Raw genomic sequence first — 20,116 nt, 5'->3', positions numbered from 1 at the left:
TGAAAGGCGGTTTGAGAAAGGTCAGTGCGCACTGTAGCGGCATGCGATGGCAGGAAAAACGAATCCGCCGAACTCGATCCACGGCAAGCGCGCAGGCTGTCCTCAACCGCGGTGATAGCGGGGCGCCACGAAGGGCGTGGCCTGCACCTGCATGGGCACGGCCTTGCCGCGCACCATGGCCTGCAGCGTGGTGCCGACGGCGGCGCTGCCCGGCTCCACGTACGCCAGGGCCACGGGCTGGTTCAGCGTGGGCGACAGCAGGCCGCTGGTGACCTGGCCGACCTTGCGGCCGCCGGCATCCAGCAGCTCCGTGCCTTCGCGCACGGGCACGCGCTCCAGGGCCACCAGGCCCACGCGCTTGCGCGTGAGCAGCTCGGGCGACTGCAGCTGGGCCAGCACGGTGGCCGCGCCGGGAAAGCCGCCTTCGCGCTCGCCACCTGCGCGGCGGACCTTCTGCACGGCCCAGTTCAGGGCGGCCTCGGCCGGGGTGGTGGTCGTGTCCAGATCGTTGCCGTACAGGCACAGGCCGGCTTCCAGGCGCAGCGAATTGCGCGCGCCCAGGCCCACGGGCCTGACTTCGGGCTGGGCCAGCAGGGCACGGGCAAAGGCCTCGGCGTGGCTGGCGGGCAAGGAGATCTCGAAGCCGTCCTCGCCGGTATAGCCGCTGCGCGTGATGTACAGCTCGGCCCCCTCCCAGTCGAAGTGGCCGCCTGTCATGAACACCAGGCCGGCCGTGTCGGGCAGCAGGCGCTCCATGGCGGCTGCGGCCTGCGGGCCCTGCAGCGCCAGCAGGCCCCGGTCGAACTGGGGCTCGATTTCACAGCGCTGGCCGATGCGGGCCTGGATGTGCGCCAGGTCTTCGTGCTTGCAGGCGCCGTTGACGATCAGGAACAGGTCGTCCTCGCGGCGCACGAACATCAGGTCGTCCAGAATGCCGCCCGCCTCATTGAGCAGCAGGCCGTAACGCTGGCGGTGTTCGCCCAGGCCCAGCACGTCCATGGGCAGCAGCGATTCCAGCGCCGCGCCGGCATCCGGGCCGCGCAGGCTGATCTGGCCCATGTGCGAGACATCGAACAGGCCTGCCGCCTCGCGCGTGTGCAGATGCTCGGCCATCAGCCCCTGCGGGTATTGCACGGGCATGGAGTAGCCGGCAAACGGCACCATGCGCGCGCCCAGTTCCTGGTGCAGGTCGAACAGCGGGGTCCTGAGCAGATCGGTGGTGGAGGCAGCGGACAAGGAGGGCTCTCTTTCAGGCAAGGAACAAGGCATAACGCCATCCCGGTCCTCCGGGATGTGCTGCCCTGCTGTCCGCTTTACCTGAGAGATTCACCCGCACCTTCCATGCGTGGGGCTTGCTCCTTCGGTGGATGGGGCACACCGCCGTGCCCTGCATCTCTCTCCAGCTAGGAACGCCTGCGGCCGTGGCGGCAGGCGGTGCCAGTCCTTTTGCCTGAGCGTTCGGGAAACCCTGCGCCTTCGGCGGTGCCGCTGCCTGCGACCGTTGCGGCCGGGCGGGCACTCTCTCCTGACCGGCGCATTCTAGCTGCGGCCAGCGTCCGCGCGGCTTCGGGATTTCCGCGGGCCGACTGCAACTCCATGCGCTTGCCTGCATGGATGCATTTGCAAATTGCATAACTGTCTAAAAAATCTCCTACATTGAGGTGCATCGATATATGAAATCTCGTGAGCGAGAAGGAAAAAGCGCACATGCAGCAGACGCTGGGAGACACATTGGCCTGGCCGGCACGTTACCTGCCGAACAAGGAAGCCCTGGTCGCATGGGAGGGCGGCGAGCGCCGCGCCTGGACCTACGCCCAGCTCGATGCCGAAGTCAACCGCCACGCCCACGGCCTGGCCGAGCTGGGCATAGGCCATGGCGACGTGGTCGCGGCCTTTCTCTACAACACGCCGGCCTTTGTCTTCACCATGCTGGCGGCCGCGCGCCTGGGCGCCATCTTCAACCCCATCAACTACCGCCTGGCGGCGCAGGAGCTGGCCTTCATCCTCAAGGACGGCGCAGCGCGTGCCCTGGTCTTCGAGCACGAGGGCGGCGAGGTGGCCGCACGCGCCCAGGCCCTGCTCAAGGCCGAAGGCGGCGGCACTGGCACGGGCATCGAGCACTGGATCTTTGCCGACGATGCCCCGGCCGACCCGCTGCCGGTCTGGGCCACGCAGCGCCTGTCCGCCCTGGCCAGGGGCCGCAGCAGCGCGCCGCCCCAGGCCCATGTGCGCGAGAGCGACCCCTGCATCCTCATGTACACCAGCGGCACCACGGGCCGGCCCAAGGGCGTGCTGCATACGCACCGCAGCAAGCTGGCGCACAACGCCCTCATGCACCAGACCATGCAGTTCACGCGCGACGACGTGGGCCTGGCCATGGCGCCGCTCAACCACACGGCCGAGCTGCACACCAGCTTTCTGCCGCGCCTGCAGGCCGGCGCCACCCAGGTGCTGCTGCGCCGCTTCGACGTGGCCGAGGCCTGGCGCCTGATCCGCGAAGAGCGCGTGAGCTTCTTCTTCGCGGCGCCCACCATGATCACCATGCTGCTGGCCGAACCCATCGCCTCGCCTGAGCAGGCGCCCGCGCTGAGGCTGGTGGAGTACGGCGGCGCCTCCATGGCGCCGCACCTGATCCGCGAATGGACGCGCAAGGTCGGCAGCGACCTGGTCCAGGTCTACGGCACCACCGAGATGGGCCCCTGCATGTCCGTCCTGCTGCCGCGCGAGCAACTCTCGCACGCGGGCTCGGCCGGGCTGCCCTCCATGGGCCATGACCTCATCGTGGCCCGCTTGCGCGAAGACAACGCCCCCACCGACCCGGCCGAGGCCTGCCTGCCCGGCGAGGTGGGCGAAATCCTCGTGCGCGGCCCCTGCATGATGGCCGGCTACCTCAACCGCCCCGACGCCAACACCCGCGCCCTGGCGCACGGCTGGTACCACACGGGCGACCTGGGCCACATCGACGACGACGGCTATCTCTGGATCCGCGACCGCATCGACTACATGATCAATTCGGGTGCCGAGAACGTCTATCCCCGCGAAGTGGAAGACGCCCTGGTCGAGCATGCCGATGTGCTCGAGGTCGCCGTCATCGGCGAGGCCGACGAGCGCTGGGGCCAGATCGTCGCCGCCCACGTGGTCGCCAAGCCTGGCGCCACGCCCACGGCCGAGGCGCTGGACGCCTTCCTGGTCCACGGCGACCGCCTGGCTGCCTACAAGCGCCCGCGCCGCTACCACTTCCGCGAGGCCCTGCCCAAGACGGCCAGCGGGAAGATACAGAAGCAGTTGCTGAGGGTGGTGGTGGCAGCCTGAGGCTGCGGCCTGCGTTTACTTCTGCGCAGTACAGCACTGCGCCATCGAGTTGCGCAGCCACCGATGCATGGCATCCCCCTGCTTGCGCACATGCCAGGCCTGCTGGTAGGCAAACCGGGGCAGCTCCAGCGGCGGAGCGAAGCGGCGCAGCGTTTTGTGGCGGCGCAGGTCGCCAATGGCGCGGCTGCCCACGGTCAGCACGAGGTCGGTGCCTGCCAGCACCTCCAGCGCCGCGCTCCAGTGGGGCAGGGCCAGCACCACGCGGCGGCTCAGGCCTTGGGCGGCCAGCGCCCGTTCGATCTCCTCGCTGGCGTCGGGCCGCATGGCCAGCATGACGTGCGGGCGCTGCAGCCAGTCTTGCAGTGACAGCCCGCCGCGTGCCGGCAGCACGGCCTGGTCGGCCACGCTCACGAACTGCTCCTGGAACAGATCCTGCACCTCGATGCCCTCGGGCAGGTCGGGTACGTCGGGGAAGGGTCCCAGGGCCAGGTCCAGTTCGCCATCGGCCAGCTGGGCCAGCATCACCTCGCGCGTGGACTGGCTGATGGCCAGGTCCAGCCCGGGTGCGTGCTGGCGCAGATGCCGCATCAGCGGCGGCAGCACGATGCGTGATGCGTAGTCCGACAGCGCCAGCCGCAGCCGTCCGCGTGCGTGGGCCGGGTCGAACTCCGCCTGTGCCAGCAAGCCGTTGAGGCTGCCCAGCGCATCCGCCAGCGGTTGCACCAGGCCTTGCGCGCGTGCCGTCAGCGCCATGCGGCCACCGCGCCGCACCAGCAACGGGTCGCCCAGGTGCTCGCGCAACTGCGCCAGCGAATGGCTCATGGCCGGCTGGCTCTTGTGCAGCCGCAGGGCCGCGCGCGTCACATGTTTTTCGGCCAGCAGGGCGTGCAGGGCCAGCAGCAGGTTGAGGTCGATACGGCGCAGTTCATCCATGCCATGAATATAGACCGTGCACACAAACGATTTCCATCAACGTGCTGGATGCGAGAGCATGCAGGCATCGATTGACAGAAGAAGAAAGGTCTTGCCGCATGACAGGTAAAAGCACATTCACCGCCCTTGCTCCCGTGGCCCTGGCGCTGCTGGCGGGGGCCATCCTGCCATTCCAGGCCGCCAGCAATGCCCTGGTGGGCCGTCTGCTGGGCCACCCGCTGTGGGGCACGCTGGTCTCGCTGGCCGTGAGCGTCATGGTCGTGGTGCCTGCACTGTGGGTGCTGCGCGCGCCCGCTCCGGCCATGGCCCAGGCGGCAGCGGGGCCATGGTGGCTATGGATAGGCGGTGTGCTGGGGGCCATCTATGTGGCCAGCGCGGCGGCCGTGACACCCAAGCTGGGCGCAGGCGGCTTCCTGGTTTGCGTGGTGGCGGGGCAGATCGTGGTCTCGGTGCTGGTGGACCACTTCGGCCTGATGGGCCTGGGCGCGCGGCCGGTCAATGCGACGCGCCTGGCCGGCGTGGCCTTGATCCTGGGTGGAGTGCTGCTGGTGGTGCAGGGCGGGACGGCCCGTGCAGCGGCGGCCCCATGAGCGCCGCGAGCACGTACTGCTTCACCGGCGAAGGCCCGGCCTTGCCCGCGTCAGGGGGGCATGCCCGGCGGCACGGCGGCCGGCCTTGCCGCTGGCGGACATTCCTGGCAGGCATCTGCCGTGCCGGGCAGGAGCCGGCCCAGCCGGATGACAAAGCAGGCCCCGCCTCCGGCAGCCGGCTGGAAGAACGCGTCGCCTGCGTGCAGCCTGGCGATGCGCCTGACCACGGACAGGCCCAGGCCATGCCCGTTGACGTGCCGGGTGGCGCTTGCGCGTTCATAGGGCTCGAAAACCTGTCTTGCCGCTTCGGGCGCAAGGCCCGGTCCCTGGTCGCTGACGGAAATCAGCAGGTCACCGGACGCATCGCAGCGGGCGGCCAGGGTGATGTCGCCCGCCTTGGCATATTTGATGGCGTTGCCGACAAGGTTGGAGATGGCGATGCGCACCAGGACAGGGTCGCATTGCCATTGCTGCGGGCCTTGTTCCAGATCCAGTTTCAGGCGATGCCGCCGGGACCAGCCGACGAGCTCTGCAGACTCCTCCAGGAGTTCATCCAATGGCGTCTGCTCCAGTTGCAGCCGGAACGCGCCCGCGTCCAGCCGGTCGTTGATCAGGCAGGTGTCCACCAGGGTCATCAGCCGGCGCGAAGCCCTGCGTATCTGGGACGCCTGCTCGATGAGGGAGTCCGCATCCGTCGTCGGGAACGTCTGCAGCTCGGTCGCGGCGCCGTCCACGATGGTGAGCGGGGTGCGGAACTCGTGGTTGATCATGTTGAAGAACTGGCGCTGCTCCAGCCGCATCTCCCGCTCGCTGTGCAAGGCCGTCTGCAGGGCCTGCTGGGCCGTTTGCAGCTGTGCGGTGCGCTGCAGGACCTTGGACTCCAGCTCGCGCTCGGCCGCCTGGGCGCGTGACAGGGCCTGCATCCGCTCACTGCGCAGGGCGCGCTCCGCCACCCGCGTGCGGTTGGTCACCGCCATTCCCAGCAGGATGGCCTCGGAAACACGCCCGGCAAACCACAGCATCTGGGCCGATGGCAGAGCGACATCGGGCAGCAGGCCCTGGGTTCTCAGCAGGTTCAGGATGCCCAGGGCGGATGGCACGGCAAACGCCAGCGCGCCCGGCAGGTATTGCCACTGCCTTCGAACCACCAGCAGGTACAGCACGAAGACCGCACCGAACGATGTGGACACCAGGGCCGTGAACACCACGGCACGCGAGATCTGCGCATAGCCACCCAACAGTGCCATGCCCAGTGCGATGGCATTCAGCCAGGCCACCACGCTGAAGAGGTGCGCAGCCCAGATCCAATGGCGGCGGAACTCGAACAATTGGCTGAAAAACACCGTCGCCACCACACAGAAGCTGCAGTAGGCGATGGAGAGCGCATGCTGGGGCTGGTCGGCGCCGGGCAGCCACAGGCCTTCGGGCCGGTAACGGAAAGCAGCGTAGGCAAAACCGGCTGCCAGGAGCGCGGCGCAAAGAATGTAGAGCCTTTCCCTGAGCCAGCACCACAGGATCAGGCTCATCAGCGTGATGGCCAGGGCCGAGCCCATGTACGCGTAAAGCAGCATGGCGGCCGGCGCCATGCTCCTGCCGGGAAAGACCGCGATGCCCTGGGCTGCCTGGGGGTTGGGCAGCAAGCGGGTGAGCAGTGCCAGAAGCGCTGCGGCTGCCAGGGCTTGCGCCAGCCATCGCATTGCAGAATCCGTTGGCCAGTGCCTCCGGCGGCCTTCGGTGGGATTGTCTTGGGTGTGGATCAAGGGGCCGATTGGTTGATGTGGCGAGCGCCCATGCATGCCCGACGTCAGGGTCAGTGCATGGGCGTGCACGTTTGCGGGAGGCATTGTGCACCGGCTGCCGTTGCGGGAAAGCGCTGCCGGGTGTCTGCGGATGCCTGCCGGGTGCCCCAATGCAACAGGCCGCCCCGCTGCGGATAAGCGGGGCGGCCTGTAACGGGCTCCTGAGGGGATCACGCATCCGGGCGCTGGCGGTAGTCGGCGGGGCTGGGTGAATGGTTTTGCTGCGCCGGTAAGCGTGCTCCCATGCAGACAAGTGTGCGCGTTTGGCCTCAGAAAATGCTGCTTTATTTCTTCAAAACAGACGTTGCTACAGAAAATTATTCTGTGCCTGCCTGTTTTGCAGTAGATTGCCGGACATGGATACCCTCGACAGAAAGATTCTTTCCGCCCTGCAGGCCAACGCGCGCGCCAGCCTGCAGGAAATCGGCGCCGCCGTGGGCCTGAGCGCCTCGCCCTGCTGGGCGCGCATCAAGAAGCTGGAAGAGGCGGGGGTGATCGAGGGCTATACCGTGCGCCTGAACCCGCTGGCGCTGGGCCTGGGCGATACGGTGCTGGTGCAGGTCACGCTGGACAGCCATTCGGACAACACGCTGGAGAAATTCGGCGAGATGCTGGCGACCATTCCCGAGGTGGTGGAGGCGCACCTGGTCTCGGGCGAGTACGACTACCTGCTGCGCGTCGTCGTCAAGGACACGCGCGACTACGAGCGCCTGCTGCGCGAGAAGCTCTACAAGATCAAGGGCATACGCCACAGCCAGTCCAGCTTTGTGCTGCGCACGCTGAAGAAGGCGGACCTGCCGCTGGGGGTCTGAAGTCCATGCCTTCTGGCCAGGCGCCGCCGCCCGCTCCCTACCGCGAACACTCCCCGCCGCCCGCCTTGCAGCCGCACTTCCAGTGCCTGTGGAGCAGCACCGTGGCCCCGGACTATGCCGGCGGTTTTCTCGTGGTGCCCGATGGCTGCGTGGACATCGTCTGCAAAGGCGGGCAGCTGCTGGCCGTGGGGCCTGACAGGGTGGCTGCGCGGCCCGCGCTGGTGCCGGGGTCCGAGGTATGGGGGGCGCGCTTCGGCCCCGGTGCGGCCAGCGCCTGGCTGGGCCTGCCCATGGACGAGATCGTGGGGCAGGCGGTGGAACTGGGCGATCTGCTGGGGCCGCGCGCGCGCGAGTGGGTGCATCGCATCAACGATGCGCAGCCGGGCGCAGGGCAGGCCGTGTTCATCCATGGACTGTTGCAAATGGGCCGCGACGCACCAGTGCCGGACCGGCAGGCCATGCAGCTGTTCGGTGTGGCGGCTGCAGCCGGGCGGGACGAATCCGGTGTGCTGGCCGCCATGCGCGCGCAGCTGGACATGTCCGAGCGCAGCCTGCGCCGCCTGTGCCACGCGCAGTTTGGCTACGGTCCCAAGACGCTGGAACGCGTGCTGCGCTTTCAGCGCCTGCTGGCCCTGGCACGGTCTGACCGGCAGGCAGGTCTTGCGGCCCTGGCGGCGGAGGCCGGCTATGCGGACCAGGCGCATCTGTCGCGCGAGGTGAGGGCGCTGTGCGGCATCACGCCCCGCGCTGCCCTGCAGCAACTGCTGGATTGAGCGGCCCGGCTGGCCGTTTTGTTCAAGATGCCATGCCCCTGCGTGGCCGATGATGGCGGCCTACCGACATTCAATGGAGCATCACATGGGCATCAGGGGCAACAACCACCAGATCGACAACATCGAATTCAACGTGGCCGACATCGCACGCAGCAAGGCGTTCTACGGCGCGGCCTTCGGCTGGACCTTCACCGACTACGGGCCGAGCTACACCGAGTTCAGCGACGGCCGGCTGACGGGCGGCTTCACCACCGGCGAGGAGGTGCGGCCCGGCGGCCCGCTGGTCATCCTCTACGCCGACGATCTGGCCGAGGCGCAGCGTCGCGTGCAGGCGGCCGGGGCCGTAATCAGCCGCGCGGCGTTCGCGTTCCCGGGTGGCCGCAGGTTCCACTTCACCGATCCGGACGGCTACGAGCTGGCCGTGTGGTCGGCCGATGCCTGAAAGACGACAGCCCGCATCTGCGGGCTGTTTTCATGGGGACTGGGAGGGCGTCAGTCGACGTTGGAGCCCAGCTGCATGTCCTTGTACTGCACGATGTGCGTGCCCTTGACCAGGCGGTAGCCGCCCCAGATCAGCAGGAACAACGGCAGGCCGATATAGGTGGCGACCACGCCGGTCCAGTCGATGCGGTCTGCCATGAAGGCCTCGTAGTTCTGGCCCAGCGTGATCACCATGCACAGCACGAAGGCGAAGATGGGGCCGAACGGGAACCACGATGCACGGTAGGGCAGCCGGTTCAGGTCCAGGCCCTGGGCCTCGTAGCCCTTGCGGAAGCGGTAGTGGCTGATGGCGATGCCCAGCCAGGCGATGAAGCCCGTCATGCCCGACAGATTCAGCAGCCAGATGTAGACCAGCTGGGGGCTGAAGATGTTGGTCAGAAAGCACAGCGCAGCCACGACCGTGGTGGCCAGCAGGGCCATCGTGGGCACGCCGCGCTTGTTGACGTACGAGAACATGCGCGGCGCCATGCGCTGGCAGGCCAGCGTGTAGAGCATGCGCGTGGAGGCGTACATGCCGGAGTTGCCGGCCGACAGCACCGAGGTCAGCACCACGGCGTTCATCACGGCGGCGGCCGACAGCAGGCCCGCGCGCTCGAAGACCAGGGTGAAGGGGCTGACGCTGATGTCGCCCAGGTCGTTCTTGAGCAGTTGCGGATCGGTGTAGGGGATCAGCAGGCTGATGACCAGGATGGCCAGGACGTAGAACAGCAAAATGCGCCAGAACACCTGGCGCACGGCGCGGGGCACGTTCTTGGCGGGGTTCTCGGATTCGCCAGCGGCAATGCCGATCAGCTCCGTGCCCTGGAAGGAAAAGCCCACGATCATGGCCACGCCGATCAGCGCCGAGAAACCGCCTGCAAAGGGCGCATCGCCCTGGCTCCACAGGGCAAAGTTGCCCCAGATGCCTTCAGGCGCGCCGCCCCGCACGATGCCCAGGATCATGAGCACGCCCACGCCGATGAAGAGGATGACGGTGGTCACCTTGATGGCGGCGAACCAGTACTCGGCCTCGCCGAAGCCTTTGACCGAGATGGCGTTGAGGCCGAACATGATGGCCAGGAACAGGGCGCTCCACAGCATGCCGTTGCCGTCGGGGAACCAGTAGGCCATGACCAGCTGGGCGGCCACCAGGTCCACGGCAATGGTGACGGCCCAGTTGTACCAGTAGTTCCAGCCCAGCGCGAAGCCGAAGCCTTCGTCCACGTAGCGCGCGCCGTAGGTGGCGAACGAGCCCGAGACGGGCAGGTTCGCGGCCATTTCGCCGAGGCTGGTCATGAGGAAGTAGACCATCAGGCCCACGATCATGTAGGCCAGCAGGGCGCCGCCGGGGCCGGCCTGCGAGATGGTGGCGCCCGAGGCAACGAAGAGGCCGGTGCCGATGGAGCCGCCGATGGCGATCATGGACAGATGCCGCGCCTTGAGTTCGCGCCTGAGTGCGGTGGGAGCGGCGTTCTTGGAGTTGTCTGCTGCCATGGATGTGTCGATGGTTGGATCAGATCCCGCGTGGCCGCTGGCCGGCGCGGGGGCAGGAATGCAAAACAGGTAAAAACAAAAGAGCCGCGCTGTCGCGGCCCCATCAAGGTGCATGCACCACGAAAAGGCGTGATTGTCCGAGAACGCAGCCATCGTGGAAAGGCAGCAGTTTAATCTCCCTTCACCCGCATAAGCCGATCTGAATCAGCACCCACTGTGTGTGCGGCGCCACGCCAGCTCGGCTGGCCGCTGCCGCCTCACCACTGTGTCTGCGCCAGCAGCAGTTGTGCCAGTGCCTTGATGCGCGGCGAAGTCTGGCGCGTGCGCGGGTAGACCAGGGACAGCTCGCGGGCGCGGCCTTCGTGCTGGGGCAGCAGCCGCACCAGCCTGCCCGCCTGCAGGTGCTCGCGCACCGCGAACTCCATGACCTGGGCCACGCCCAGGCCGCCCAGCGAGCCTTCCACCAGCGGATCGCCGCTGTCGAAGGTCACGGTCTGCGGCGCCGGCCAGTCCAGCATCTCGCCGTTGCCCGCCAGGAACTGCCAGGGCACGCGCCGGCCCAGGTAGTGGTTGTAGACGGCCATGCAGCTGTGCTGTGCCAGCTCCTGCAGCGTCTGCGGCGTGCCGCGCGCCGCCAGGTAGGCGGGCGAGGCCACGGTCACCCAGCGCAGCGGCGGCAGGGCGCGGGCGATCATGCGGCTGTCTGCCAGCGGGCCGATGCGCACGGCGGCGTCAAAGCCTTCTTCCACCATGTCCACCATGCGGTCGGTGAAGCTGGTGTCGATCTGCAATTGCGGATGCTCGCGCAGCAACTGCCCCAGCAGCGGCACCAGCACGATGCGGCCCAGCATGGACGGCGCCGTCATGCGCAGCACGCCGCTGGGCGCGCAGCGCCGGTCGCTGACCAGCTGGCGCGCCTCCTCCAGCCCGGCGATCAGCGGGGCGCAGCGGTCCACCAGCGCGCAGCCGTCTGGCGTGAGCGACACGCTGCGCGTATTGCGGTGCAGCAGCCGCGTGCCCAGGTCTTTCTCCAGCTGCGCCACGGCGCGCGATATGCGGGACTGGCTGGTGCCCAGCAGGCTTGCCGCCTGGGTGAAGCTGCGGCTTTCGGCCACCTTGATGAGCAATTGAACGGCGTTGAGGTCCATGGCGATGGCAAGTTTGATTGATTCGATTTTGCATAAGAAAAATGAATATCTGATGTTTATCTTCAGAAATGCATTAATTAGGATCGCTCCCATGCTTGTGAACGACTCCCCCGCTGGCGCCCTGCGCCACCCGCGCGCCGCGCTGGCGCTGCTGTCCCTGTCCCAGTTGCTGATTGCGCTGGATGCCACCATCGTCTTCGTCGCGCTCGACGCCATGGGCCAGCAGCTGCAGATGGATGCGCACCACCTGCAATGGGTGGTCAGTGCCTACAGCGTGGCCTTTGGCGGCTGCCTGCTGCTGGGCGGGCGCTGTGCGGACCTGCTGGGCAAGCGGCGCATGTATGTGGCGGGGATGGCGCTGTTCGGCCTGGCCTCGCTGGTCGGCGGCTTCGCCTCCCAGCCCTGGCAACTGGTGCTGGGCCGCGCAGGGCAGGGCGTGGCAGGGGCGTTGCTGTTTCCGGCCACGCTGTCGCTGATCAATACCTTGTATGCGGCCGGGCCCGAGCGCAACCGCGCCCTGGCCGTGTGGAGCATGGCGTCGGCCGGCGGGCTGGCGGCCGGCGCGCTGCTGGGCGGCGTGCTCACGCAGACGCTGGGCTGGAACTGGGTGCTGTGGGTGCTGGTGCCCGTGGCCTGGCCGTGTGCCATGGCGGCGCTGCGCTTTCTGCCGCCCTCGGCCCGTACCGGGCGTGCCGCACCGGGCCAGGGCTTTGATCTGGCCGGCTGCCTGAGCGTGACCGTGGGCAGCAGCCTGCTGGTGACGGCTCTGGTGCAAGGCCCTGAATGGGGCTTTGCCAGCGCCGCCACGCTGGGGACGCTGGCCGTGGCCATGGCGGCGCTGGCCCTTTTCTGGCGCATCGAGGCCCGCATCGCCTCGCCGCTGATGCCGCTGTCCCTGCTGCGCGTGCCCAGCCTGCGCTCGGCCATGCTGCTGACCATGATCTTCATGAGCAGCTTTGGCGTGCAGTACTACTTTCTGGCGCTGTACTTCCAGCAGATCTACGGCTGGAGCCCGCTGCAGGCCGGCCTGGCCTTCCTGCTGCCCACGGCGGTCTGCACGCTGGGCATCCGCTGGGCCGAACACTGGCTGCACCGCTCCACACCGCGCACCGTGCTCATGGGCGGCTGGGCCGCAGGTACCCTCGGCCTGGCCTACATGGCCTGGGCGCTGCCGCTGGGTGGCAGCTATGTCTGGCTGGTGCCGGGCTTTGTGGTGCTCAGCCTGGGCCAGGGCGCCAGCTGGACCGCCATGTGGGTGGTCGCCGGCCAGGGCGTGGTGGCTGCGCAGCAGGGCGTGGCCTCGGGCATTGCGGCCACGGCCCAGCAGGTGGGCGCAGCAATGGGGCTGGCCTTTCTGGTGATGGTGGCCACGGCGCCGCTGGCCGGTATCACGGCGCCCGATGCGCTGCGCGAGGCCACGGCCCGGGGGCTGCAGCAGGCCGAATGGGGTGCCGCGCTGATCGCGCTGCTGGGGTGGGTGGTGTCGGCGGCCATGCGCCGCGCACCGGCAATCCAGTCCGTGCCGGGCGCGGAGCAGCCTGCCTGCTCGCCTTGAGGTCACTGGCCCGCAGTTACCATCTGCGGCTGCTTTGCACACCCCTCACCACCAACCCACATGGCAGAAACGAGCATCTCCAGCGACTGGGTCCGGCATTCGCTGCTGGGCGCAGGCCTGGAGCGCATCGAGGCCTACTTCGGCGGGCACGGCTACGCGCCCCACAGGCACGACACCTACGCGCTGGGCCTGACGCTGTCCGGCGTGCAGAGCTTTGCCTACCGCCGCAGCCAGCGGCACAGCCTGCCGGGCGGTGCCATGGTGCTGCATCCCGATGAATTGCATGACGGCCACGCGGGCACCGACGCGGGCTTTCGCTACCGCATGGTCTATGTGGAGCCGGCCCTGATCCAGCAGGTGCTGGGCGGCAGGCCCTTGCCTTTCGTCGAGGGAGGACTTTCGGCTGATCCCCGGCTCAAGGCTGCGCTGCTGCCCTTGCTGCAATGCCTGGACGAGGACCTTGAGCCGCTGGCACGCGACGATGCCCTCTACGACCTGGCGCTGGCCCTGGAGGCCGTGGCCGGTCGGCGCAAGCTCAGGCGTCTGCCGGACCTGGTGGCCGTGGAGCGTGCCCGCGCCTGCATCCATGATTCGCTGGAGCAGGGCGTAACCCTGGAGGCGCTGTCCCAGGCCAGCGGCCTGGACCGCTGGCGGCTGTGCCGGGATTTCCGCGCGCTCTACGGCACCAGCCCCTACCGCTACCTGAGCATGCGCCGGCTGGACACCGTGCGGCGCCTGCTGCTGGCGGGGCAGCCCGTGGCCGAGGCTGCCCTGCAGGCCGGGTTCTTCGACCAGAGCCACATGGCACGCCAGTTCGCCATGGCCTATGGCGTGCCGCCCGCACGCTGGCTCAGGCGCCTGGGCGCGGCCTGAGCTGCACGATCGTGCAAGACCGCAGGGAAGGCGCTTCCTAGCATGGAGGCTTCACACGCTTTCATAAGGTCTGCCCATGACGTTCCCCGTTGAAAACCGCCCCTACGAGGCCATCAACTTCCCTGACAAATTCAGCCGCTTCACCGGCCAGTGGAGCCCCCGCGTCGTTGCCGAAATGAACGACTACCAGTTCAAGATCGTGCGCGTGCAGGGCGAGTTCATCTGGCACTCGCATGCCGAAACGGATGAAGCCTTCCTGGTGCTGGACGGCGAGCTGCGCATCGACTTCCGTGATGGCCATGTGCTGCTGCGCCAGGGCGAGCTCTACGTGGTCCCCAAAGGCACGGAGCACAAGCCCAGCGCCGAGCGGGAAGCCCGCCTCATGCTGATCGAGCCGCGCGGCGTGCTGAACACCGGGGAGGAAGGCGGCGAGAGGACGGCGTTGAACGACGTGTGGGTTTAGCCAGCCCGTAGCCATCCCATGAACAAAGGGCGCCGCAGCGCCCCTTGTTTCCTGGAGTGCGGGGCGTTCAGCCCAGCAGCAGCGCGTCGTCTGCCAGCTTTTCGCCGCGCACTTTCTCGAACATTTGCAGCAGGTCGGGCACGTCCATGCGGGCGCGTTCCTCGCCGCTGACGTCGAGCACGACCTGGCCCTGGTGCAGCATCACGGTGCGCTCGCCCACGTCCAGCGCCTGGCGCATGCTGTGGGTGACCATCATGGTGGTGAGCTTGGCCTCGGAGACGATGCGCGCCGTCAGCTGCAGCACGAAGTCGGCCGTGCGCGGGTCGAGCGCGGCGGTGTGCTCGTCCAGCAGCAGGATGCGCGAAGGCTGCAGCGCCGCCATCAGCAGGCTCACGGCCTGGCGCTGGCCGCCCGACAGCAGGCCGATGCGGTCGGTCAGGCGGTTTTCCAGGCCCAGGCCCAGGATGGACAGGCGCTCGCGGAAGTTGTCGCGCATCTCGGCCTTGACGGCGCGGCTCAGGCGGCGGAAGGTGCCGCGGCGCTGGGCCAGGGCCATGTTTTCCTCGATGGTCAGGTCCTCGCAGGTGCCCGCCATGGGGTCCTGGAAGACGCGGGCCACGCGTTCGGAACGTGCCCACACGGGCAGGCGCGTCATGTCCTGGCCGGCGATCTCGATGCGGCCCTTGTCCACGGACAGGTCGCCCGAGACGGCGTTCAGGAAGGTGGACTTGCCGGCGCCGTTGGAGCCGATGACGGTGACGAACTGGCCGTCGGGAATGTCCAGCGACATGCCGCGCAGCGCCCGCGTTTCGATGGGCGTGCCGGGGTTGAAGGTGATTTCGAGTTGTTGTGCGCTCAGCATGAGTGCAATCTCCGGTATTTCTTCGTTCAGTCGCTCAAGGCGTGGTGCTTGAACTGACGCGGTCCAAACTCAGGGACGCCGAGCAAGGGCCGCCCCGCAGCGATGGCGTCGTTCCCCTCCCTCGCGCAGCGAGTAGAGAGGGGGAAGCGGCATAGCCGCTCAGGGGGTGTCATTTCCTTTGCGCAAATTTGCGCTTCAGTTGGGGGATCACCAGGGCGACGGTCACCAGCAGCGCGGTGACAAGGTTCAGATCCTGGGCCTTGAGGCCGATGAAATCGCTGTTGAGGGCCGCTGCAATGAAGAAGCGGTACACGATGGCGCCCACCACCACGGCCAGCGTGGCCCAGACGATGCGGCGCGAAGGCAGGATGGACTCGCCCACGATCACGGCAGCCAGGCCGATGACGATGGTGCCGATGCCCATGGAAATGTCCGAGCCGCCCTGGGTCTGCACGAACAGCGCGCCGGCCAGGCCGACCAGGCCGTTGGAGATCGCCATGCCCAGCAGGATCATGGCGCCGGTGTTCACGCCCTGCGAGCGTGCCATGCGGGCGTTGGAGCCCGTGGCGCGGATGGCCAGGCCCCGTTCGGTGGCGAAGAACCAGTCCAGGCCCAGCTTGGCCAGCACGACGATGACGAACAGGATCACCGGGCGCATCACATAGTCGGCCACGCTGTCGGGCTGCAGCAGGGTGAACAGCGTGGTCTCGTTGATCAGCGGCACGTTGGGGCCGCCCATGATGCGCAGGTTGACCGAATACAGGCCGATCATCATCAGGATGGAGGCCAGCAGGTCCATGATCTTCAGGCGCACATTGAGCCAGCCCGTGATCAGGCCCGCGACGGCGCCAGCGGCCGTGCCGGCCAGCGTGGCCAGCCAGGGATTGGTGCCCGTGGAAATCAGGATGGCGCAGACGGCGCCGCCCAGCGGAAAGCTGCCGTCCACCGTGAGGTCGGGAAAGCGCAGCAGTCTGAACGAGATGAAGACGCCCAGCGCCACCAGGCTGAAGATCAGGCCGATCTCGACGGCACCGAGCAATGAAAAGAGGGACATAGGAAGAGCGACAGGCGCGTGGGAACGGAAAACGACTTAAAAAAAGGGCAGGACCATGTTGCCATGGCGCCTGCCACCGTGGGCGCACTGCCCGGGTTGGTCCCGGGCAGGCAAACCCCGGGTATTACTTGATCACCTGGGCGGCCGACTTGACCAGTGCGTCGGACAGCTTGACGCCCTGCTTCTCGGCGGCGCCCGGATTCACGAACAGCTCCATCTTGGTGCTGACTTCGGTCTTGAGGTCGCCGGGCTTCTCGCCCTTGAGGATGCGCACCACCATGCGGCCGGTCTGCTCGCCCAGATCGCGGTAGTTGATGCCCAGGGCCGCCACGGCGCCGCGCTTGACGGAGTCGGTGTCCGAGGCCACCAGCGGGATCTTGGCGTCCTGGCCGACCTTGACCAGCGACTCGTAGGCCGAGACCACGTTGTTGTCGGTGTTGGTATAGATCACATCGACCTTGCCGACCAGGCTGCGCGCAGCGCTGCTGACGTCCACGGAGCGGGGAGCGGCGGCTTCCACCAGGGTCATGCCCAGCTTGGGCAGCAGGGTCTTGAGTTCCTTGACGACCACGGCGGAGTTGGCCTCGCCGGGGTTGTAGACCATGCCCACGCGCTTGGCGTTGGGCACGACCTGCTTGACCAGCTCCATCTGCTTGTCCAGGGCCAGCAGGTCGGACACGCCGGTCACGTTGTTCTTGGAAGGCTCCCAGCTGGGCACCAGCTTGGCGGCCACGGGGTCGGTCACGGCGGAGAACACCACGGGCACGGTCTTGGTGGCGGCGACCACGGCCTGGGCCGAGGGCGTGGCGATGGCGACGATGGCATCAGGCTTGTCGCCGACGAACTTGCGAGCGATCTGCGCGGCCGTGCCGGTGTTGCCCTGGGCACTCTGGTACTGCCACTTGAGGTTCTTGCCGGCTTCGTAGCCTGCTTCCTTGAGCGCGGCCTGCACGCCGTCGCGCACGGCGTCGAGTGCAGGATGCTCGACGATGGCGGTCACTGCGACCGACTTCTCGTCAGCGGCGTGGGCGCCGCCCGCAATGGCGGAAATTGCCAGGGCCAGCGCGCCCAGGGGCGCCCAAGACAAGTGCTTCATACGTGTATCTCCAACGTGCTTGTGGTTGTTCCTGTTTGCTCAGCAGAAGGCCGCACAGGACGGTCGCGGCGCTTCGCGGCAAAGTCTACTGCAGCCGCCCTGTACGCCTTGGCGTTTGGACGACCCGGTTTTCACCTATAGGTTTGTATCTAAAAATTGGCATGAAATCTGCGGGGAATGCCCTAGGTGCAACTTTTTCATGCGTCTTGGACAGGTTTGGCGATGCAGGTTTGCGTCTTCAAGGGCCTGTTTTTGGCTTTGCCGTGCATTTTTATTGCGTGCGATGGCATTTCGGATGGCCTTCTATGCTTTCTGCACCGATGTTGCTTTGACGAGGCTCAAAGAAAAAGCCTGCACAAGCAGGCTTGGGCAGGCTTCGGAGAAGGGCCGGTGTGGCGCGCGGATCACATGCCCGCGTAGTTCGGCCCTCCGCCGCCTTCGGGCGTGACCCAGACGATGTTCTGCGTGGGGTCCTTGATGTCGCAGGTCTTGCAGTGCACGCAGTTCTGGGCGTTGATCTGCAGGCGCTTGCCGCCCTGGGCCGTATCGTCCACGAACTCATAGACGCCGGCCGGGCAGTAGCGCTGCTCGGGGCCTGCGTACTTGGCCAGGTTGATGGCCACGGGCACCGAGGCGTCCTTGAGCGTCAGGTGGGCGGGCTGGTCTTCGGCGTGGTTGGTGTTGCTGATGAAGACGCTGGACAGGCGGTCGAAGGTCAGCTTGCCATCGGGCTTGGGGTAGTCGATTGGCTTGCACTCGGCCGCAGGCTTCAGGTAGGCGTGGTCGGGCTTGTCGCGGTGCAGCGTCCAGGGGATGTTGCCCTTGAGCACGAACTGCTCGATGCCGTTCATCAGCGTGGCCGTGGTCAGGCCCTTCTTGAACCAGGCCTTGAAGTTGCGCGACTTGTTCAGCTCTTCGTACAGCCAGCTGTTCTCGAAGGCCTGGACATAGGCGCCCAGCTCGTCGCCCTGGCGGCCCGCGACGATGGCGTCATAGGCGGCCTCGGCGGCCAGCATGCCGGTCTTGATGGCGGCATGGCTGCCCTTGATGCGGCTGACGTTCAGGAAACCTGCGTCGCAGCCCACGAGCGCACCGCCCGGGAACACGAACTTGGGCAGGGACAGCAGGCCGCCGGCCGTGATGGCGCGCGCGCCGTAGCCCAGGCGCTTGGCCGGCTTGATGCCCTTGGACTCGTCGCCTTCCAGGTAGTAGCGGATGTTGGGATGGGTCTTCCAGCGCTGGAATTCCTCGAAGGGGCTCAGGTAGGGGTTGGCATAGTCCAGGCCCGTGATGAAGCCCAGCGTGACCTTGTTGTCGTCCAGGTGGTAGAGGAAGGCGCCGCCGTAGGTCTTGCTGTCCATGGGCCAGCCGGCCGTGTGCATCACGAAGCCGGGCTTGTGGCGTGCCGGGTCGATTTCCCACAGCTCCTTGATGCCCAGGCCGTAGCTTTGCGGGTCCTTGCCGGCGTCCAGCTGGTACTTGGCGATGATCTGCTTGCCCAGATGGCCGCGTGAGCCTTCGGCAAAGATCGTGTACTTGGCGTGCAGCTCCATGCCCAGCTGGAACTCGCCCGTGGGCTCGCCGTCCTTGCCGATGCCCATGTTGCCGGTGGCCACGCCCTTGACCGAACCGTCCTCGTTGTAGAGCACCTCGGCGGCAGCAAAGCCCGGGAAGATTTCAACGCCCAGTGCCTCGGCCTGCTCGCCCAGCCACTTGACCACGTAGCCCAGGCGAACGATGTAGTTGCCATGGTTCTGGAAACAGGCCGGCAGCAGGAAGTTGGGCGTGCGCAGGGCGGATTTCTCGCCCAGGAAGACCATGGCGTCATCGGTGACGGGCTGGGTCAGGGGCGCGCCCTTTTCCTTCCAGTCAGGGATCAGCTCGGTCAGCGCACGCGGGTCCATGATGGCGCCCGACAGGATGTGGGCACCGGGTTCCGACCCTTTTTCCAGCACGACGACGGAGACATCCTGGCCTTTTTCGGCCGCCAGCTGCTTGAGGCGGATGGCCGTGGCCAGCCCGCCGGGGCCGCCGCCGACCACCACCACGTCGTATTCCATGGCTTCGCGCGGCCCGTACTGGGCCAGGATTTCTTCGTTCGTCATCGGGGTGTCTCGCTTGGATATTGAAAAACAGGATGGTCGGCAGACCGAACGTTTGTTCGGTTGCAGCGCAAAAGCCGCAATGCGGTGGATTCTATGACGTGCTTGGACCCTGCCGTTGCTGATAGGTGACAGCGCGGGAATCCGCCCTGCTGCACAGTGACCGGGGGCTGCGGGGCATGGTGCCTTGCGGTGGCGCTACAACAAGGAGACTGCAGGCATGCGCATAGAGATTCCAGAATATAAAAAATGGGTTCACGAGATGCGATTCAAAGTGCGCTGGGGCGACATGGACGCCATGGGCCATGTCAACAACGCCATGTACTTCCGCTATCTGGAGACTGCACGCATCGACTGGATGGTTGAAGCGGGCATGGCGCCTACGCCGGGCGGGCAGGGGCCGGTCATCGTCAATGCTTTTTGCAACTTCCACCAGCAGCTGGCCTATCCCGACGAAGTACTGCTCAAGATGTACGTCAGCGACCCCGGCCGCACCACCTTCGAGACCTGGGGAACCATGGAACGCGTCTCCGAACCCGGCGTGATCTGCGCGGCCGGTGGCGGCACCGTCATCTGGGTGGACTTTCCCAGGCAGAAGGCCGTCGAGCTGCCGGGCTGGGTGCGGGAGATGGTGGGCGGCACGGCTGGCCCAGGTTGACTCAGGCTCGCCCGCTGTACCAGCCGACGTGTAGCCAGCAATGGCTGGCGGGGCTGGCCCGGTCCGGACGAACAAGCCCTTTGATGCAGGGTGCGCTGGGGTTTTTGTTCTG

At 67.1% G+C, this 20,116-nt stretch carries 18 protein-coding genes and 2 riboswitches; of the genes, 9 read left to right on the top strand and 9 right to left on the bottom strand.

Features of this window, described 5'->3' with window-relative positions; genetic code table 11:
* Positions 1 to 102 precede the first annotated feature (102 nt).
* The gene (gene gcvT / locus GRX31_RS09680) at positions 103 to 1,269 is read right to left on the bottom strand and encodes a glycine cleavage system aminomethyltransferase GcvT (protein WP_160852418.1); all 1,167 of its coding nucleotides are present in this window, start codon (positions 1,267 to 1,269) and stop codon (positions 103 to 105) included.
* A 25-nt stretch (positions 1,270 to 1,294) separates the two neighbouring features.
* A riboswitch (glycine riboswitch) is annotated at positions 1,295 to 1,413 on the bottom strand.
* A 15-nt stretch (positions 1,414 to 1,428) separates the two neighbouring features.
* A riboswitch (glycine riboswitch) is annotated at positions 1,429 to 1,538 on the bottom strand.
* 169 nt (positions 1,539 to 1,707) lie between these two features.
* On the opposite strand from gcvT, the gene GRX31_RS09675 reads away from it, so the two are divergent.
* Positions 1,708 to 3,312: a fatty acid--CoA ligase gene (locus GRX31_RS09675; protein ID WP_160852416.1), complete on the top strand. Its 1,605-nt coding sequence runs from the start codon at positions 1,708 to 1,710 to the stop codon at positions 3,310 to 3,312.
* Between the two features lie 15 nt (positions 3,313 to 3,327).
* Here the strand turns inward: GRX31_RS09675 and GRX31_RS09670 are convergent, their stop codons facing one another.
* The gene (locus GRX31_RS09670) at positions 3,328 to 4,245 is read right to left on the bottom strand and encodes a LysR family transcriptional regulator (RefSeq protein ID WP_160852414.1); all 918 of its coding nucleotides are present in this window, start codon (positions 4,243 to 4,245) and stop codon (positions 3,328 to 3,330) included.
* A gap of 98 nt (positions 4,246 to 4,343) precedes the next feature.
* Between GRX31_RS09670 and GRX31_RS09665 the strand changes: the two genes are divergently transcribed.
* Positions 4,344 to 4,835, top strand: a complete 492-nt coding sequence (locus GRX31_RS09665; RefSeq protein WP_160852412.1) for a DMT family transporter — start codon at positions 4,344 to 4,346, stop codon at positions 4,833 to 4,835.
* Between the two features lie 50 nt (positions 4,836 to 4,885).
* On the opposite strand, the gene GRX31_RS09660 is transcribed toward GRX31_RS09665, so the two are convergent.
* The gene (locus GRX31_RS09660; RefSeq protein WP_160852410.1) at positions 4,886 to 6,532 is read right to left on the bottom strand and encodes a sensor histidine kinase; all 1,647 of its coding nucleotides are present in this window, start codon (positions 6,530 to 6,532) and stop codon (positions 4,886 to 4,888) included.
* 458 nt (positions 6,533 to 6,990) lie between these two features.
* Between GRX31_RS09660 and GRX31_RS09655 the strand changes: the two genes are divergently transcribed.
* From GRX31_RS09655 to GRX31_RS09645, 3 genes are all read left to right on the top strand, one after another.
* Positions 6,991 to 7,446, top strand: a complete 456-nt coding sequence (locus tag GRX31_RS09655; RefSeq protein ID WP_016446324.1) for an Lrp/AsnC family transcriptional regulator — start codon at positions 6,991 to 6,993, stop codon at positions 7,444 to 7,446.
* A gap of 5 nt (positions 7,447 to 7,451) precedes the next feature.
* Positions 7,452 to 8,219 carry a helix-turn-helix domain-containing protein gene (locus GRX31_RS09650; protein WP_160852408.1) on the top strand — a complete coding sequence of 256 codons (768 nt, stop codon included), beginning with the start codon at positions 7,452 to 7,454 and terminating at the stop codon, positions 8,217 to 8,219.
* Between the two features lie 85 nt (positions 8,220 to 8,304).
* Positions 8,305 to 8,661, top strand: a complete 357-nt coding sequence (locus GRX31_RS09645; protein WP_160852406.1) for a VOC family protein — start codon at positions 8,305 to 8,307, stop codon at positions 8,659 to 8,661.
* Positions 8,662 to 8,711: 50 nt separating this feature from the next.
* Here GRX31_RS09645 and GRX31_RS09640 read toward each other — a convergent pair whose 3' ends face one another.
* Positions 8,712 to 10,193: an amino acid permease gene (locus GRX31_RS09640; RefSeq protein WP_016446321.1), complete on the bottom strand. Its 1,482-nt coding sequence runs from the start codon at positions 10,191 to 10,193 to the stop codon at positions 8,712 to 8,714.
* A gap of 257 nt (positions 10,194 to 10,450) precedes the next feature.
* Positions 10,451 to 11,341 carry a LysR family transcriptional regulator gene (locus tag GRX31_RS09635; RefSeq protein ID WP_047327478.1) on the bottom strand — a complete coding sequence of 297 codons (891 nt, stop codon included), beginning with the start codon at positions 11,339 to 11,341 and terminating at the stop codon, positions 10,451 to 10,453.
* Between the two features lie 91 nt (positions 11,342 to 11,432).
* Here GRX31_RS09635 and GRX31_RS09630 point away from each other — a divergent pair, with 91 nt between their 5' ends.
* The 3 genes from GRX31_RS09630 to GRX31_RS09620 all read left to right on the top strand — a co-directional run bounded on the left by GRX31_RS09630 (position 11,433) and on the right by GRX31_RS09620 (position 14,232).
* Positions 11,433 to 12,896 (top strand): MFS transporter, encoded by a 1,464-nt coding sequence (locus tag GRX31_RS09630; RefSeq protein ID WP_160852404.1) that lies wholly within the window; start codon positions 11,433 to 11,435, stop codon positions 12,894 to 12,896.
* A 60-nt stretch (positions 12,897 to 12,956) separates the two neighbouring features.
* Positions 12,957 to 13,769 carry an AraC family transcriptional regulator gene (locus GRX31_RS09625; protein ID WP_017404849.1) on the top strand — a complete coding sequence of 271 codons (813 nt, stop codon included), beginning with the start codon at positions 12,957 to 12,959 and terminating at the stop codon, positions 13,767 to 13,769.
* Between the two features lie 76 nt (positions 13,770 to 13,845).
* Positions 13,846 to 14,232 (top strand): cupin domain-containing protein, encoded by a 387-nt coding sequence (locus GRX31_RS09620; protein WP_160852402.1) that lies wholly within the window; start codon positions 13,846 to 13,848, stop codon positions 14,230 to 14,232.
* A 67-nt stretch (positions 14,233 to 14,299) separates the two neighbouring features.
* Here the strand turns inward: GRX31_RS09620 and GRX31_RS09615 are convergent, their stop codons facing one another.
* The 4 genes from GRX31_RS09615 to GRX31_RS09600 all read right to left on the bottom strand — a co-directional run bounded on the left by GRX31_RS09615 (position 14,300) and on the right by GRX31_RS09600 (position 19,349).
* Positions 14,300 to 15,094: an ABC transporter ATP-binding protein gene (locus GRX31_RS09615; protein WP_016446316.1), complete on the bottom strand. Its 795-nt coding sequence runs from the start codon at positions 15,092 to 15,094 to the stop codon at positions 14,300 to 14,302.
* A gap of 169 nt (positions 15,095 to 15,263) precedes the next feature.
* Positions 15,264 to 16,148, bottom strand: coding sequence for an ABC transporter permease (locus GRX31_RS09610; RefSeq protein ID WP_034366175.1), 885 nt, complete (start codon positions 16,146 to 16,148; stop codon positions 15,264 to 15,266).
* Between the two features lie 124 nt (positions 16,149 to 16,272).
* Positions 16,273 to 17,244, bottom strand: coding sequence for an ABC transporter substrate-binding protein (locus GRX31_RS09605; RefSeq protein WP_016446314.1), 972 nt, complete (start codon positions 17,242 to 17,244; stop codon positions 16,273 to 16,275).
* A gap of 404 nt (positions 17,245 to 17,648) precedes the next feature.
* Complete coding sequence (locus GRX31_RS09600) at positions 17,649 to 19,349, bottom strand: electron transfer flavoprotein-ubiquinone oxidoreductase (RefSeq protein ID WP_016446313.1); 1,701 nt, start codon at positions 19,347 to 19,349, stop codon at positions 17,649 to 17,651.
* 217 nt (positions 19,350 to 19,566) lie between these two features.
* Here GRX31_RS09600 and GRX31_RS09595 point away from each other — a divergent pair, with 217 nt between their 5' ends.
* Complete coding sequence (locus GRX31_RS09595) at positions 19,567 to 20,004, top strand: acyl-CoA thioesterase (RefSeq protein WP_016446312.1); 438 nt, start codon at positions 19,567 to 19,569, stop codon at positions 20,002 to 20,004.
* Positions 20,005 to 20,116: the final 112 nt, after the last annotated feature.

This window comes from Delftia sp. CH05 (assembly GCF_009827015.1).
GTDB lineage: Bacteria > Pseudomonadota > Gammaproteobacteria > Burkholderiales > Burkholderiaceae_C > Comamonas > Comamonas tsuruhatensis.
The sequence above is the reverse complement of the archived record's forward strand: the minus strand, read 5'-3'. Positions and strand labels throughout refer to the sequence as shown.